This is a genomic window from Methylocystis sp. NC52PC (genome assembly GCF_055698645.1).
The window spans coordinates 3,353,515-3,368,974 of the sequence record NZ_CP170127.1; the positions used below are offsets into that span (position 1 = coordinate 3,353,515).

16 protein-coding genes and 1 tRNA gene are annotated in these 15,460 nt (G+C 64.2%); 7 read left to right on the top strand and 10 right to left on the bottom strand.

Annotation, left to right across the window (positions count from 1 at the left end; translation table 11 throughout):
• Positions 1-105 precede the first annotated feature (105 nt).
• Positions 106-1,224 (top strand): acyltransferase family protein, encoded by a 1,119-nt coding sequence (locus tag ACETII_RS18350; protein WP_472786468.1) that lies wholly within the window; start codon positions 106-108, stop codon positions 1,222-1,224.
• 15 nt (positions 1,225-1,239) lie between these two features.
• Here ACETII_RS18350 and ACETII_RS18355 read toward each other — a convergent pair whose 3' ends face one another.
• The 4 genes from ACETII_RS18355 to ACETII_RS18370 all read right to left on the bottom strand — a co-directional run bounded on the left by ACETII_RS18355 (position 1,240) and on the right by ACETII_RS18370 (position 4,905).
• Complete coding sequence (locus ACETII_RS18355) at positions 1,240-3,315, bottom strand: acyltransferase family protein (protein ID WP_472786469.1); 2,076 nt, start codon at positions 3,313-3,315, stop codon at positions 1,240-1,242.
• A 296-nt stretch (positions 3,316-3,611) separates the two neighbouring features.
• Positions 3,612-3,688: transfer RNA gene (locus ACETII_RS18360), tRNA-Pro, on the bottom strand.
• Positions 3,689-3,755: 67 nt separating this feature from the next.
• A complete protein-coding gene (locus tag ACETII_RS18365) occupies positions 3,756-4,238 on the bottom strand; it encodes a DUF192 domain-containing protein (protein ID WP_472786470.1) in 483 nt (160 codons plus the stop codon).
• A 55-nt stretch (positions 4,239-4,293) separates the two neighbouring features.
• Entirely contained in the window at positions 4,294-4,905 is a 612-nt protein-coding gene (locus tag ACETII_RS18370) for a cold-shock protein (protein ID WP_363348442.1), read from the bottom strand.
• A gap of 418 nt (positions 4,906-5,323) precedes the next feature.
• Here ACETII_RS18370 and ACETII_RS18375 point away from each other — a divergent pair, with 418 nt between their 5' ends.
• Positions 5,324-6,775 carry an aspartate aminotransferase family protein gene (locus tag ACETII_RS18375; protein WP_472786471.1) on the top strand — a complete coding sequence of 484 codons (1,452 nt, stop codon included), beginning with the start codon at positions 5,324-5,326 and terminating at the stop codon, positions 6,773-6,775.
• Between the two features lie 269 nt (positions 6,776-7,044).
• Here the strand turns inward: ACETII_RS18375 and ACETII_RS18380 are convergent, their stop codons facing one another.
• Positions 7,045-7,290 carry a hypothetical protein gene (locus ACETII_RS18380; RefSeq protein WP_363348446.1) on the bottom strand — a complete coding sequence of 82 codons (246 nt, stop codon included), beginning with the start codon at positions 7,288-7,290 and terminating at the stop codon, positions 7,045-7,047.
• A 243-nt stretch (positions 7,291-7,533) separates the two neighbouring features.
• Between ACETII_RS18380 and ACETII_RS18385 the strand changes: the two genes are divergently transcribed.
• Both ACETII_RS18385 and ACETII_RS18390 read left to right on the top strand, forming a co-directional pair.
• Complete coding sequence (locus ACETII_RS18385; RefSeq protein ID WP_472786472.1) at positions 7,534-8,088, top strand: hypothetical protein; 555 nt, start codon at positions 7,534-7,536, stop codon at positions 8,086-8,088.
• Between the two features lie 54 nt (positions 8,089-8,142).
• The gene (locus ACETII_RS18390) at positions 8,143-8,604 is read left to right on the top strand and encodes a hypothetical protein (RefSeq protein WP_472786473.1); all 462 of its coding nucleotides are present in this window, start codon (positions 8,143-8,145) and stop codon (positions 8,602-8,604) included.
• 57 nt (positions 8,605-8,661) lie between these two features.
• Here ACETII_RS18390 and ACETII_RS18395 read toward each other — a convergent pair whose 3' ends face one another.
• The gene (locus ACETII_RS18395) at positions 8,662-9,534 is read right to left on the bottom strand and encodes a branched-chain amino acid aminotransferase (RefSeq protein ID WP_472786474.1); all 873 of its coding nucleotides are present in this window, start codon (positions 9,532-9,534) and stop codon (positions 8,662-8,664) included.
• Positions 9,535-9,735: 201 nt separating this feature from the next.
• Between ACETII_RS18395 and ACETII_RS18400 the strand changes: the two genes are divergently transcribed.
• Genes ACETII_RS18400 through ACETII_RS18410 form a run of 3 tightly spaced genes read left to right on the top strand, consistent with a single transcriptional unit; the run spans position 9,736 to position 12,367 of the window.
• Complete coding sequence (locus tag ACETII_RS18400; protein WP_363351389.1) at positions 9,736-10,248, top strand: MarR family winged helix-turn-helix transcriptional regulator; 513 nt, start codon at positions 9,736-9,738, stop codon at positions 10,246-10,248.
• On the top strand, positions 10,245-10,988 hold the full coding sequence (locus tag ACETII_RS18405; protein WP_363348454.1) for a response regulator transcription factor: 744 nt from the start codon (positions 10,245-10,247) through the stop codon (positions 10,986-10,988). Before ACETII_RS18400 ends, ACETII_RS18405 begins: the two co-directional genes overlap by 4 nt.
• 8 nt (positions 10,989-10,996) lie before the next feature.
• Positions 10,997-12,367 carry an ATP-binding protein gene (locus ACETII_RS18410; RefSeq protein ID WP_472786475.1) on the top strand — a complete coding sequence of 457 codons (1,371 nt, stop codon included), beginning with the start codon at positions 10,997-10,999 and terminating at the stop codon, positions 12,365-12,367.
• Positions 12,368-12,418: 51 nt separating this feature from the next.
• On the opposite strand, the gene ACETII_RS18415 is transcribed toward ACETII_RS18410, so the two are convergent.
• The 4 genes from ACETII_RS18415 to ACETII_RS18430 form a co-directional block, all read right to left on the bottom strand.
• A complete protein-coding gene (locus tag ACETII_RS18415) occupies positions 12,419-13,087 on the bottom strand; it encodes a TetR family transcriptional regulator (RefSeq protein WP_472786476.1) in 669 nt (222 codons plus the stop codon).
• Between the two features lie 120 nt (positions 13,088-13,207).
• Complete coding sequence (proC, locus tag ACETII_RS18420) at positions 13,208-14,038, bottom strand: pyrroline-5-carboxylate reductase (protein ID WP_472786477.1); 831 nt, start codon at positions 14,036-14,038, stop codon at positions 13,208-13,210.
• Positions 14,035-14,538, bottom strand: a complete 504-nt coding sequence (locus tag ACETII_RS18425; RefSeq protein WP_472786478.1) for a type III secretion system chaperone family protein — start codon at positions 14,536-14,538, stop codon at positions 14,035-14,037. Before ACETII_RS18425 ends, proC begins: the two co-directional genes overlap by 4 nt.
• Positions 14,539-14,891: 353 nt before the next feature.
• Positions 14,892-15,422 carry a L,D-transpeptidase gene (locus tag ACETII_RS18430; protein WP_472786479.1) on the bottom strand — a complete coding sequence of 177 codons (531 nt, stop codon included), beginning with the start codon at positions 15,420-15,422 and terminating at the stop codon, positions 14,892-14,894.
• Between the last annotated feature and the right edge of the window lie 38 nt (positions 15,423-15,460).

Below are 15,460 nucleotides of genomic sequence, written 5' to 3' on the forward strand. Positions count from 1 at the left end.
CCCGGTGGCTCCCGGGGCGACGATGCGCTAACATCAAGCTTGCAAATCGGCGGAAAGCGCCTTCTCTGCGAATGGTTCAAGGTTCTCTACAGGCGCTTGCGTATAATGCTCGAGAGACTGCGCGCGGCTCCCCAAACCAACGAAACGGGGCTGCTGTATATTTCGTCTTTGGATGGCCTGAGGCTCTTGGCTTTCCTCGCCGTCTTTATCCACCATCTTCCCGTCTCAATGGCTTTTCTGGGCATGGAGGCTTTCCAGAAACGGGGATGGGTGGGCGTCGAGCTGTTTTTCGTCATCTCGGCCTTTCTGTTTTTTCACTTGTTCGAGGCCGAGGTCCGCAAGGCCGGCTTTATCGATGTGAAGCGTTTTTATCTTCGTCGCTTCCTGCGGATTTACCCGCTCATGGCCGCCTTCCCCGCCGCCATGATCATCTGGACAGGCGCCTATTCGAAAGACGCAATCTTTCGTCTGGTCGGATTAATGGCGGGGGCGGACAACCTTGTCACGGCCTTCGACGGCTACTCCCCCATTCCCTTCAGCCCGCAATTGTGGACGCTGAGTTTCGAGTTCCAGATCTATCTGGTTATTCCCTTTGCTTTCCTGGCCTATCAAAAATATGGGACCCGTCGCTTCTTGATTGGCGCGGCGATCGTGTGGGGCTTGTGCACGTTGCTGCGGATAGCCGCGGTTCTCTCCGGCGTTGGCTATCTGCCCGCGTGGGTGTTGCCCTTCCTGCGCCCGGACTCGGTGCTTCTCGGGATGCTGCTCTCGATTTTCGTCAAGGATATCCCGCCCCTTTACGCCCTTGCCGCGGGCCTCGGAGCTGCGTCGGGGTTTTTTGCGCTCCCGCTCATGGAGCAATCCGCCACGAGCCAGATTCTCGTATTCCCGGCGGCGGCGATCATGTGCGGGGCGTTGGTGGCGCTGGCGCATTCGTGGCGTCCTCTCGGCCGCGTCTTGAGCCTGCGCTGGGCGACCTTTGCAGGCACGATCAGCTTCGGCCTGTATGTCTTCCACGTTTTTGGGATTTATCTGGCGGGCAACCTTTTGGAGCGCTTTGGCGTCGATCCGTCAACGGCAAGCGCGGCGGCTTGCGTTGCGCTCACGGCGGTGGCGTTCGCCGCGACATTCGCGATGGCGGCGGCAAGCTATATGGGCTTCGAACGGCCGTTTCTGAAATTGAAGGATCGATTTGCAGCCGTCCATGGCCGACCGGCCGTTTAGGCTCGCGTGAGCGCGTCATTTTCCCGCGTGTCGGGTGGGCTGATCGGCGACAACCGCCGCGGCGAGAGACTGTCTTGCGAGATATTCTGACGCGGCGACGGTCAGATGCGCGTCATCCGCCGCGGTGAGCCCCGCCGTCCGGTCGTTTCCCACATATGTCAGGCAGCCGCCGTCGCGACAAAACACGTCGATCGCGCTCACATATTGGAACGGCGCCCCGGACAGCTTCTCTTTGAGATATCGGTCATAGAAGATGAATTTATCGTCGGATTCGAGCGAGCTGAATCTCGGCGTTTGCGGCCACAGTCTTGTCGCCACGACGACAGGCAGCGGATGCTTCCAATGCGGGACCGAACCCACGAACACAACCTTTTTGGCGCCAATCTTTTTTAGATGATCCGCCAGGTCGAACATGGTTTCCGGCGGGTGCACGCCATTATGGGCGACGACGACGACGTCGGGCTTCGATCGCGCAATCTGACCCAAAGCGAACCAGTTCGACTGCTGACAGTATTGGCTGGCGCTCCCCGCTGAGGCGAGCCCCGGCGTACATCCCGAACTCGCGACCTGGAGGATCTGCCAGTCGTCCGGCAGCGCCCGCTTCAGGCCCGGATGGAGCTGCTGCGCGTGGCTGTCGCCCCAAATGAAAACGGCCTTTGCAAACTTATGATCCCGTTCAAAGCATTCGTCGGAAATGGCGTTTTTCGGGGCCGTGGTGATGAGCCCGGCTCGGTGGGACTCGAAATCATAGAAATCGCACTGCAGGCGGAACTCCGCCGGAATTTTCTCGGCCGAGAAATAGCTCCAGTCGGGCGGGCTATTGTCGAAATGCCTCAGCAATTCTCTGCGGGCTTCGTCATATCTCGCGTCAAAGCCCTTGTGGAGCACGCCCGAGACGCCGAAAGCCAGGAGAAGCAGGCCCGCGGAAAAACTCGCGGAGAAGACTTGCGGACGATTGAGAAAGCCGCGCGTCCGGAACGGCCGTTCGACGAAGCGCCAAGAGAAGTAGGCGATAGGAAAAGTCGCGAGGACGACGGCGGCGGCCGAGACCGTCGTCAGGCCCCCGAAATGGATATTGCGGGCGAAGGCGAGCAGAGGCTGATGCCAGAGGTAAGCGCTATAGCTCACGAGGCCGACCGCAACGAAGCCGCGCGCGCCGAGAAGTTTGCCGACGAGCGTGTGGCTCCTCGCGAAGACGATGATGAGCGCCGCCCCGATCGTCGGCGTGAGCGCATAGAAGCCCGGAAACGGCGTTTGCCTGCCATAAGCAAAGACGCCGTAAAGGATCATCATCAGGCCGGACAGGCCGAAAAGCTCCTCGAGGATTTTCGGGCGGGGTCGCGGTTCGCTCAGATAAAAAGCGGCAAGCGACCCAATGAACAATTCCCATGCTCGGGTCGGCAGCAGGTAAAAGGCGGCCGAGGGATATCTCGCCAACGCCCAATCGGCCAAGAGCAGACTGGCGACGGCGAGGGCGATGAGCATGTAAGCCGCTCGCCTCGCGCCCTTGGGCAAGGCCAGGGTCAGAAGAAACGGAAAGAACAGATAGAACTGCTCTTCGACCGCCAGACTCCAGGTATGAAGCAGCGGTTTCAGCTCCGAGGCGGAGTCGAAATAGCCGCTCGTCTCGCTGAAGAAGATGTTCGAGCTGAACAGGCAGACGGAGATGAGGCTTTTCGAAAAGGCCGTCATTTCCTGCGGGGTCAGCAGAATCCAGGCCGCCGGCAGGGTAGCCGCCAGCATGAACAGCAAGGCCGGGATGATGCGGCGAACGCGCCGTTCGTAAAAATTCACGATCGAAAAGCGGCCCGCAAGCCATTCCGTCATGATGATCGAGGTGATCAGATAGCCGCTGATCACAAAGAAGACGTCGACGCCGACGAAGCCTCCTTTGACGACGTCGAAGCCAGCGTGAAACAGAATGACGGGCACGACAGCCAGCGCGCGGAGGCCGTCGATTTCCGGTCGGTAGGCCAGTGGATGTGAACCTGGCTTCTCGGCGGCGCCGATGCGCTGGCCTGAGGCGAGGGAGGCCGGGCGGGCGATCGGACGAATGCGGTATGCCGCCGAGGATCGGGTAATCGTTCCCAAGTAAATTCCGCCTGTTTCGAAGCAGAACTGCGGACGCCTGCTCGATATTATTTTGCTAGACGAGGGCAGCGGGCGCTTGGCTGAATGGCTAAGCTGCAGCTATCCTTGAACAAATCTGCGTTGAAATAAATTACGGCCCAGGATGTGTCAAAAATACGGGCCGGACTTAAAGTATAGTTTCAGCTTTTCGGGAGGCGAGGACGGGCGGCGGGCGCGGCGGCGCCATCGCCCCCGCACGCCGCGGGGAGCCGCACAGATCCGGCCGTCCGAGTGACGCCGGCGTCAGTGATGAAGGATGGTCGGGGCAGCAGGATTCGAACCTGCGACCTGAAGTACCCAAAACTTCCGCGCTACCAGGCTGCGCTATACCCCGCCGGACTTGGTGCCAATCGTCCCAGACCCGTCGCCTATCATGCGGCGGTTTTCCTCACAAGGCGGCTTCAATTCCTGAACGCCGGGTGCCGAACGGCGTCGCCGGGCTTCAGGCCGATCTTCTTGGCGGCGCCGGCGTTGAGTTCGATCACGGCGTAAGCCTCGCCGCCATAAATGACTTCCTCGGACATGGGCGTCGCGTCGGCCGCTATTTTCATGACGACCCCCTTTTTCGAAACGAACACCATGTCGAGCGGAATATAAGTGTTCTTCATCCACATCATGATGGGCGTCTCGGTGTGGAAATCGAAGAGCATGCCCTGGTCGTCCGGCATGGCGCGGCGGAACATCAGGCCCTTGGCCCGCTCGTCGGGCGAATCCGCCAGTTCCACTTTGAAGATATGCGGTCCGCTCTCCGTCACGAACTCCAACCGCTGCAGGGCCGTCTCGGCGCTCGCGCCCGCCGCTGCGAAGAAGAGGGAGAACGCCACCCATAGGCCTGCGAAAATCGATACGGCGCGTCCCGTGGCGGCGAAACGCCAAAGTCTCATTACGGTTCTCCGGCTGCTGTCAACGTGCGTATAAAGCCGCCGAAGGGCCACGAGGTCAATGAGAGGGGCTTTTCGCCTCGAGCGGACGAACCTCGGCGGCCATGAGCCCCTTGGGGCCGTCGCCGTAGCGGACGAGAAGGCTGTCGCCAGGCTTCAGCTCGGTCATGCCGAAGCGGCGCACCGTCTCCATGTGCAGGAAGATGTCCTCCGTCCCCTCCCCGCGGGTAAGGAAGCCGAAGCCCTTCACGCGGTTGAACCACTTCACAATAGCAATTTCATAGCCGCTCGTCGGCTTGACCTGCACATGGGTGCGTCCCGCACAGGACTGCGCCGGATGCACGGCCGTCGACTCGTCCATCGCCAGGACGCGGAACACCTGCATGCCCTTGGCGCGCTTCTGCGCCTCGCACACGACGCGCGCGCCTTCGAAAGCGGTCTGCAACCCGCTGCGACGGAGAATGGTCACATGCAAGAGGATGTCCGGCGAACCATCGTCCGGAACGACGAAGCCGTAGCCCTTGGCGACATCGAACCATTTTATTCGGCCTGCGACCTCGACTAACTCGAGGCCCTCTTCGCCTTCGGCGGCGGGCGCAGCGCCCAACTCGTCCTCAAATGTTACCTTCGCTCCCAACCGACCAACTCCCCCAGTGCTGATCCAGAGCATTCGACCGGCGCAGACGGCGAGCAATCACAAACTCGAATCTCTGCGTGCCAAATGAATCACTGGGGGCAAGATAACATCGACAGCCCGCCATCCAACCAGAGATTTTTTAACAAAGCGCGAATCGCTGTGGATACACGTGCTGCGAGCACACCCTTGTTATAGCTCGCTTTCCCGCGAGATGGCCGCAACAGATTCAAACCAAAACGGTTTTGCGCCCGTATCCAGGCGCGAAGCTGCGGCGGCAGGCTCGACCGTAGGCGCCGGCCCGAAAAAATCCGTATCCGGTGCGTGAATTGGCCACAGCCGCCCCGCCCGTCGAATTTGACAAATTGCGCGGAGCGCGCAATCGAAACACAGGCGTACGAGGGCCATTGAACCGCCGGCGCCCGTTTTTTCCCGTCTCACCTGGAGCCGTCGCATGACCGACCTGTCGACCGCGCCGTCGAGCGCTTCCGCCGAGAAGGGCGCGCACGGCGCCTCTCCTTATGATCTCGCGGCGCTCGTCGCGGCCCGGGAGGACGAGCGTTTCGCGCTCCATTCCAAATATCTCAACGAAATGTGGGTGCGCGTTCTCAAGACGATCGGCTATGACGTCGGCTTTACGCGCGGCCTCGGCGCTTATTTATGGGATCGCAAGGGCGACCGCTACCTCGATCTGCTCAGCGGCTGGGGCGTCTTCGCGCTCGGACGAAACCATCCTGCCGTGCGGGAGGCGCTGATCAGCGTTCTCGACGGCGAATTCGCCAATCTGGTGCAGCTCGACGTCTCGACTCTCGCCGGCGTTCTGGCTGAGAAGCTCGTCGCGCGCGCGCCCTATCTGGACAAGGTTTTCTTCGCCAATTCCGGCGCGGAATCGGTTGAAGCGGCGATCAAATTCGCCCGCGCGGCGACAGGCCGACCCGGGATTCTGCATTGCGCGCATTCGTTCCACGGCCTCACCTATGGCTCGTTGTCGATGAACGGCGACGATATTTTCAAAAAAGGCTTCGGGCCGCTTTTGCCCAACGCGCAGGAAATTCCGTTCGACGATCTGCCGGCGCTCGAGCGCGCGCTCGCCGGACGCGATATCGCCGCCTTCTTCGTCGAGCCCATTCAGGGCAAGGGCGTGAACATTCCCTCCGACTCTTACCTCGCCGGCGTGCAGGCGCTCTGCCGCAAATACGGCACGCTCTTCGTCGCCGACGAAATCCAGACCGGACTCGGCCGCACTGGCCAATTTTTCGCGATCGACCATTATCCCGGCGTCGAGCCGGACATGATCGTCATCGCCAAGGCCTTGTCGGGCGGCCATGTGCCGGTCGGGGCGGTGATCACCCGCAAATGGGTCTTCGACAAGGTCTTCGACCGCATGGATCGCGCCGTGGTCCATGGATCGACGTTCAGCAAGAACGATCTGGCCATGGCGGCGGGCGTGGCGACTCTCGAGGTCCTCGCGAATGAACGCGTGGTCGAGAATTCCGCCGAGAAAGGCGCGCGCCTGCTTGCCTCCTTCAGGAAGATGGCCGAACGCTATGAGCTCGTCTGCGATGCGCGCGGCAAGGGGCTGATGATCGGCGTGGAGTTCGGGCCGCCGAAATCGTTCAAGCTCAAGGCCGCGTGGAACCTGCTCGAGACGGTGAATTCGGGCCTGTTCTGCCAGCTCATCTCCATTCCGCTGTTCCGCGACCACAAAGTGCTCACCCAGGTCGCCGGCCACGGCAATCACACGATCAAGCTGCTGCCGCCGTTGACGCTTACGGACGCGGATTGCGACTGGATCGAATCCTCCTTCGACGCCGTCGTCGCCGAGGCGCACAATGCTCCTTCGGCAGTGTGGTCGCTCGGCAAGACGCTCGCCGAACATGCGATCAAGGCGCGCGTTTCGCGGTGATTGCCGGCGCGGCTTCACGCGCAACCACAAGTCTGAACGGGGCCAACGTAAGTTGGCGGTGATGGTTACGCCGTTACGCAAAGCCTGTCGCAACAGGTTCGCCAGTGTTTCCCGGGGCATTGTACGAGCACACCGGGAGACACGCTCTTGAGGCGGGCGCTGGAAAAGTTCAACGCGCAAGCGGCTCTGCATCCGCCTCCAGGGGAGCCCCTACCCCCGATACAAGCGGCCGCGCAGCATTGCGTGTGATAACTGAAGCGGCCCTCGCGTCACCAACGGCGATAAACCGCGCCGCCATAGGGGCCGCGCACGACAGCTCCGCCGCCGTAGGGGCCGCGATAGACAGCTCCGCCATATGCGGGACCGTAGAAGCCCCGCCGCACGCCGACCGCGCCGTTCGGCCCCGCGCAGCCGGCGCGATAGACGCCGCGCGCGCAAACCACGGCGCCCGCGTCGGGCATGGCGGCGAAAACGGACGAAGCGGCGAGCGCCGTGATGATCAGAACCTTTTTCATCCTGCTTCCTTCAAACGAGGCGCCTCGGCCGGTGCGGCGTGCAACCCAACCTGAACGTAACAGATTCGCAGGCCTCTCGATGCATTTTCGCAACTCGAGCGGATTAGCCATCCGCTAACCGCCGCCCCGCGGGGAACGAAGCTTGCCCCCTTCCCTGTCGGCGCGCGCCGCGCGCGCGTCTTTCGGACCGTTTCGACGCAAAGCGTCCCAGTTCGGTTCGATCCGACAGGAAGGGCGTCGGTCATGTGTTTTAAATTGGGACTCCGCGCGCTCGCACTGGCCTGCGCATTGACGCCGCCGGGGCTCGGCTTGGCGCAGGCAGGCGGCGTTGGCGAAGGCGGTCATGGCGGCGGCGGGCCGCCGCCGCCATCGGCGCTTCCCGGCGTCGGCCCTGGCGCTTATGCGCCCGGTCAGGGGCCGGTTGGCGCCGCAGGCTGGAATGGCGGCAACTGGCGCGGCTATACCCACGCCGCCCCTTTCGTGGGCGGGGGTTATTACGGCGGCGAGTACGGCGGCGGCTACGTGGGCGGCGGCGGCCCCGCCAATGTCTTCACCTATAACCATTTCGACAACCGCCGCCGCGACGGCGGCTTCTATGGCGGCGGCGGCGTGTTCTACGGCGATGACGGCTACAGCCGTCTGACGCCGGCGCGCGCGTCGGAAGACGGCGACGGATATTCGTTCAGAAAGATCGCCGGCGAAGCGGCTGGAGTCGAGCGGCCTAACCCACACGTCATCCATCTCCCCGATTATCGGCACGGGATGCGCACTGGCGCGCGCCGCGACAGCCGTCACTGAATTGCGAGACAACCAGGAGTGAGTCGTATGCGTGCAAGAATAAGTGTGAAACCCATGATGGTTGCGGTCGTCATTGGTCTCGTCGCGGCGAGCGCGGCGGCGCAAGCGCAGGATTTTGAGCAGCCCTTCTTCGGCGGCGGCTATGCGCCCGCGCCCGGCTATGCCTATGGCGGCTACGGTCAGAGCTATGGGGGACTTGGGGCCAGCGTCGGGGTAGGAGTCGGCGTCGCGGCCGGCGCGGTCGGCTACGATCAGGGCTATTACTATGGCGGCTATCAATATCCGGCCGGCGGCTATGGCGGCGGACCCTATCGCCGCGCCGCCTATAGCGCCGCCGACGTCTATGTCAGCGGCGGCTATCCCGCGCCCTATGGGCGCCGCTACGCGCCCTCCCCCGTCTATCGCCCCTACGCGCGCGGATATTACGCGCCGACCCCGGCGTATGGCGGCTATTACAACGCCGGCTACTCGCCCTATCGCGGGCTGCGGCAGCGCTGCCAATGCGTGCTTTACTAAAAAAATGCGGCGGCCCTCGAGGCCGCCGCTCGAATCTTCAGGATCGACGCCGAAGGATCAGGCGTTGACCGCCTTGTCGTAGTCCTCGACGAGCGCGCGGGAGAGCGCGCCGGGAACGAAAGGGTAAGGTCCGACCTCTGCGACCGGCGTGACTTCCGCACCCGTGCCGCAGATGAAGCATTCCTCGAAGCTCGCCATCTCTTCCGGCATGATGCGGCGCTCGATCACCTCGACGCCGCGCTGCTTGGCGAGGTCGATGACGGTGCGGCGCGTGATGCCGTCGAGAAAGCAGTCGGCGATCGGCGTATGCAGCGCGCCGTCCTTCACAAAGAAGACATTGGCGCCGGTGCATTCCGCCACCCGCCCCTGCCAGTCGAGCATCAACGCGTCGGCGTAGCCGCGCCGCTCGGCGCGATGTTTCGAAATGGTGCAGATCATATAAAGCCCCGCCGCCTTGGCCATGGAAGGCGCCGTCTGCGGATCGGGCCGGCGATATTCGGCGATGTCGAGCTTGATGCCCTTCATCTTCGTCGCGATGTCGAACATGCTCGGCCAGTCCCACACCGCAATGGCGACGTGAATCGTCGAGTGCTGGGCGGCGACCGCCATCATCTCGCTGCCGCGCCAGGCCACGGGCCGGACATAGGAGTTCAGGAGGTTATTGGCCTTGAGCGTCTCGTCCTTGGCGGCGTCGAGCTCCTCGACCGAATAGGGAATCTCGAAATCGAGAATTTCCGCCGAGCGCTTGAACCGCTCCGAATGTTCGGTGGACTTGAAGATCTTGCCGCCATAGGCGCGCTCGCCCTCGAAGACGCAGGAGCCGTAATGGAGGCCATGCGAGAGAACATGCAGCTTGGCGTCGCGCCAGGGAACCAGCGCGCCGTTATACCAAATGAATCCGTCGCGCTGATCGAAGGGCGGGACACTCATGGCAGGCTCCGGGAATGCCACGTCCGGAAGGGGCCGAAGGGCCGCGTGGACGCTGCGCGTCAGCACTAGCCATCGGTCGGAAATATGTCAATATAGCTGACGTAAAGGCGTGTTACGGAAAGACCAGCCCGGAGCCGGCGTTTGAGCGAGCTTTTGCAGCGAAAAACCGCGGCGCGGGGCGCTGAAGGCGCCGTCGAACCGATCCGCGGCGCGCGCGCGGCGCCGCCTCTGGAGGACGACGCCGAGGCGCTCGATCTCGTCGAGCTGTTTTTCTTCGCCTATCGCGACTTCGTCGGCGACGCCGACCGGCTGCTCGAGAATTACGGCTTCGGCCGCGCCCATCACCGGGTGCTGCATTTCGTCAGCCGCCGGCCGGGCCTGACGATCGCCTCGCTGCTCGACATTCTCAAGATCACCAAGCAGAGCTTGAACCGCGTCCTCAAGCAGCTCCTCGACGCCGGCTTCGTCGAGGCGCGCGCCGGCGCGGCGGACCGGCGCCAGCGGCTGCTTTACCCCACCCCGCGCGGCGGCCAGCTCGCCCGCGAATTGGCCGCGCTGCAATCGGCGCGCTTCCGCCGCGTGCTCGAATCGCTTCCGGCGGAGACCCGTGGCGCGGCGGCGGAGTTTCTCTTCGCCATGCTCGACCCCGAGGAGCGCGCGCGCGTGCGCGCCCATCTCGGCCGTCTCGACATTGGCCGGAGCGCGCGATCATGAGCGTCGCCGCGACGCGCGCCGCTCCGTCGAAAGGCGCCCACATCCTCGTCGTCGACGACGACAAGCGCATCCGCTCGCTGCTCGCGCGCTATCTCGTCGGCGAGGGCTATCTCGTGTCGTCGGCGGCCGATACGCGAGAAGCGTCGGAGCGGCTGCGCGACTTCGCCTTCGACCTCATCGTGCTCGATGTGATGATGCCGGGCGAGAGCGGCACGGCCTTCGCCGCGCGGCTTCGCGACGGGCCGGAGCCTTTGCGCTCGGCCCCGATCCTGATGCTCACCGCCCTCGCCGAGACCGCAAATCGCGTCGAGGGGCTGGAGGCCGGCGTGGACGACTACCTCGCCAAGCCCTTCGATCCGCGCGAATTGTCCCTGCGAATCGCGAGCATCCTGCGCCGCGCGCGGCGCGCCGAGGCGGCGGATCCCTTGGTTCGTTTCGGCCCCTTCGCCTATAATCCGGCGCGGGGCGAACTCACGCGCGCCGGCGACCCCGTTCGACTCACGACGCGCGAGCGGGACCTGTTGCAGACGCTTGTTCAACATGCCGGCGCCATTGTCTCGCGGCAGACTCTGTCGAGTCGCGCCTGCGAGCACAGCGCCGCCGAGCGGACGGTCGACGTCGAGATTGCGCGCCTGCGCCGCAAGATCGAGACCGACCCCAACGCGCCTCGGCATTTGCAGACGGTGCGCGGCCAAGGCTACCGGCTGCTCGTCGAGCCGCCGCTCAAAATGCAAGGCTAGAGGCTTTCATGTCGCTTGTGATCAACGACGTCCTGTCCGCGCCGCGCCAACTGTGGCGCAATTTCGCCGACTGGCTGCACGCGCGCATGCCGAAGGGCCTTTATGCGCGCGCCTTGCTCATTGTCATCCTGCCTGTCGTGCTGCTGCAGTCTGCGGTCGCTTATGTCTTCATGGAGCGCCACTGGGAGGTCGTGACCTATCGCCTCTCCGCGGGCGTCGCCCGTCAGGCGGCGGCGGTTGTCGATGTTTACCGGACCTTCCCGGATGACGCCGAGCACAGCCAGTTGCGGCGCATTGCGGCGCTCGATCTCAACATGGAGCTGTCGATCCTCCCCAGGGAGCCGCTGCCGCCGCCTGTGACGAAGTCGTCGCTCTTCGCCTTGCTCGACAAGGCGCTGAGCCGGGAGCTCTCACGCAAGCTCCTGCAGCCCTATTGGATCAACACGAATGTGCCGGGCAATCTGATCGAAATCCGCGTCGCCCTCGACGACGCGACGCTTCGGATGCTGGTCACGCGCACCCACGCCTACGCCTCGAACTCCTATATTTTCTTCATGTGGATGGCGATCGCCTCCATCATCATCCTCGCCATCGCCACCTCTTTTCTGCGCAATCAGATCCGCCCCATCCTGCGGCTGGCGCAGGCGGCGGAGGAGTTCGGCAAGGGCCGCGACGTGCAGTTCAGCCCGCGCGGCGCGCGAGAAGTGCGCCAGGCCGGCGCCGCCTTTCTGGAGATGAAGCGGCGCGTCGAGCGCGCCATCGAGCAGCGCACGACGATGCTCAACGGCGTCTCGCATGACCTGCGCACGATCATCACGCGCTTCAAACTCTCGCTGGCGCTCATGGGCGAGAGCAACGAAGCGCGCGAGATGCGCACGGACGTCGACGAAATGGAGCGGATGGTCGAAGCCTATCTCGCCTTCGCCCGCGGCGACGGCGGCGAGGCTTCGGCGGCGACCGACATGCGGATGATCCTCGAGGAGCTGAAAGCCGACACGGAACGGCGCGGCATCGGCGTGACGATGAAGGTCGACGGCGACCCGACGCTCGACGCCCGGCCAGCGGCGATCAAGCGCCTGCTCGCCAATTTGGTCGGCAACGCCCAGCGTTATGGACAGAAGCTGGAGTTCTCTCTCGAGAATGACGGAGAGACGATGACCATCCACATCGACGACGACGGACCCGGCATTCCGGTCGAGCGGCGCGAGGACGCCTTCCGGCCCTTCTATCGCCTCGACGAGTCGCGCAATCAGGACAATGGCAATTCCGGCCTCGGTCTCGCCATCGCCCGCGACATCGCCCGCTCCCATGGCGGGGAGATCGACCTGGACCGCAGCCCGCTGGGCGGACTGCGGGCGACGGTGACGCTGCCGATCTGAACGAGCGCCCCTCTCGCCGCGTCCGGGAGCAGGAGCCTCGAGGCGGCCGCTTCAGGCGTGCGAGTGCGGGTGGTCGTCGTCCGCCGCGTGCCCGTGACGGCGTCGCATGCCGCCCAATTCAAACAGCCTGTTCGCCATGTCGGTGAATGGCCGCGTGATGCGGGCGAAATCCTCGACATGCTCGACGTAGCGCTCGCCGCGCGCGATTTCCCGATCGAGCGTCTCGAGCGCGAAGGAGAAGCCGTTCTCGAACCAGGCGTCCAGCACCCGGCCCCACGCCATGGCGAGCCCTTGAAGCTTGAGCGAGCCCACCGGGCCGTCGCAGTCGATGTCGGCGGCCTCCAGCATGAAGCGCATGGAGTTGACGGTCTCGCGATTGAGCGCCGCCGCGGTCAGCGGATCGCGCGCCGCCCAGCGGCCGATGCTGGAAAGAGCGTCGCGGTGAGGCTCCAGCGCCTCGAGCCGCTTGCGCAACACGTCGTAGAGCCGGTCGCGCGCCGGGTCGTGAGAGTTCAGGCCCGAGAATTCATCCAGCACCTGCCGGTCGATGCGGCGCGAGAAGCCGCCCACGATCGCGCCCTTCGAGGGGAAGAGGTCGCGCAGATCCGCGAGTGAAATCTCCGCCTCCTGGGCGATGTCGGTCAGGCTGACGTCCCCGAAATCGCGGCGGGCCGCAAGCTTCAGCGCGGCGTCGATCACCCTGTTTCGAGTGCTCATCATGGTCTCCGATGTCGGTTTTCGTCTCTTTCGCTAATCTATTGCCGGGCCGCAATGGGGCAAGGCGAAAAAGCGCCGTCTTGGCGTCCTTTTCGATCCAGGATCACGCCGAGCGCATGTTTTTCAGCCCGAAAGCTCCGAGGCGCGTTTCCTGGCGGCCGCCACGGCCCTGGCCATGAGCGGCGCCAGGCCATCGTCGGCCATCAGCACGCCCAGAGCGGCGGCAGTCGTGCCGCCGGGAGAGGTCACACGCTGGCGCAGCGTCTCGGCGCTGGTTTCCGATTGGCGATGGAGCAGCTCGCCAGCGCCCTCGATCGTGACGCGCGCCAGCCGTTCGGCTAAGGCTTTGGGCAGACCGGCCTCGACCCCCGCGGCGGCGAGGCACTCGACGAGAAGGAACACATAGGCCGGGCCGGAGCCGGACACCGCCGTCACAGCGTCGATCAGCCCTTCGCTGTCCACCCATTCGACCTGCCCCGCCGCGCGCAACAGCGCGTCGGCGAGCAGCCGCTGGTCCTCGCGCGTTGCGGCGCTGGCGAAAGCGCCCGTCATGCCGCGCCCGATGGCGGCCGGCGTGTTCGGCATGGCGCGCACAATCGCTTTGGCGGCGGGCAGACGCGCCGCAATGTCCTCGATGCGCTTTCCCGCAAGAATGGACACGACGACGGAACCCTCTCCGACGAAGGGTGCGGCCGCCCCTGCCCCCGCGTCCAGCGCTTGCGGCTTTACGGCGAGAACGACGGCGTCGCGCGGCGATGCGTCAGAGCCCGGCGCCGCAGCCAACAGGAATCCCTTGGCGGCGCAAAAATCGCGCAGGCGCTGGGACGGGTTCGGGTCGACGACGGCGACGTCCTTGCCGGAAAGGCCCTCGTTGACCCAGCCCTCGAGCATGGCGAGGCCCATGTTGCCTGCCCCGATCAATGCAACGGAGGCGCCCTTCAGCCTCGGATTCACGCCTCCCCCTTCGTCTCGAAATTGGCGGCGTCCAGCGCCTCGCGCGCCGATTTGCCGGCCCAGAGCACGAATTGGAACGCCTGATAATAGCGTTCGCAGGCGGTCAATGCGTTGTCGAGCAGCGCCGCGCATTGAGATGCGGAGGGCTGCGCGCCGCCGGACAGGATCAGGCCGTGACGATGCATCGCGACGCCTTCCTGCGGCCAGAAATCGAAATGGCCGATCCACATCTGCTCATTGATCGCATTGACGAGCGCCATGACGTCGCTCCGACGCCGCTCTGGCGCCTTGAGGTCGAAGGCGCAGCTGACATGTAGCGTCTCGATGTGCGGAAGCCAGGTGAAAGCCACCTGATATTCGGTCCAGGCGCCCGTGACGGCGATGGAAATTTCGTCTTCGTCCTCACGGTCGAAGATCCAGTCGTTTGTGGCGGCGAGTTGCTCCACAACATCCACCGGATGCTCGGCGCGTTCCGTTTCTTTTTCTCTAGCGATCAGCATGAGCCAACCTTCATCGGGGTGTCAGCAGGACGCGGCGACGTAACGAACTTGAGGGGGGCGACGCATCACGAGACCAAAGGCTAACAAGCGCCTCCTTTCGAGAAGAGCTTTCGCGGCCGACGAATCAAGCGCTCGAGCCAATATACTCCACCTGCCTCAGAAACGCGTGACGGTTCAGACGCGAAGCGCGCGTCAACTCGGGCGCAGACTGCGGGATTCGCCCAGCCCCGTCCATGGGCTGCACGCTTCATTCCACAGATACACGCAAGCGGCGCGACAAAAATCTTTGGAGAAGTCGGCCTTTACTTCAGGCTGGCGCGAGGAAGCCTCCATCGCGCCAGCCAGGCGGTCGATCAGGGCCGCATCAACACGGGCGAGCCAACGTTCACGCGGGAGTAAAGGTCAGCGACGTCCTCGTTCAGCATACGGATGCAGCCGTACGACGCGGCCGTGCCGATCGAGGCGCGCATCTTGGCCGAGGTGCCGTGAATCGCGACCTCGCCGCGGTCGAGCGTCAAGGCCGCGACTCCCATCGGATTGCGCGGCGAGCCGCCGCGAATCAGGCTGGGCAGTTCCGGATGATCGGCCCTCACGATGGACGGCGGCGACCAGTCCGGCTGAAGATATTTGCCATCCACGGAAGCATAGCCCGACCATTCCTTGCCGCGCTTGGGCACGGCGACCGGATAGCGGATGGCGACGCCGGGGCGCACGACGTAGAAGAGCCTGCGCTGGCTCGCGCTGATGACGATCGTGCCGGGCTCGACCTCGGGGGAGAAGGAGACGGTGTCGCGGGCGGAAGCCGATTGCGGGAGGACGGCGGCGCCAAGCGCGGCGACGGCGGCGAAGAGCGGAGGGATAACTCGAGAGAACGCGGTACGCATGGAACACACCTTTTACTGAACGCAAGAAGCGGATGACT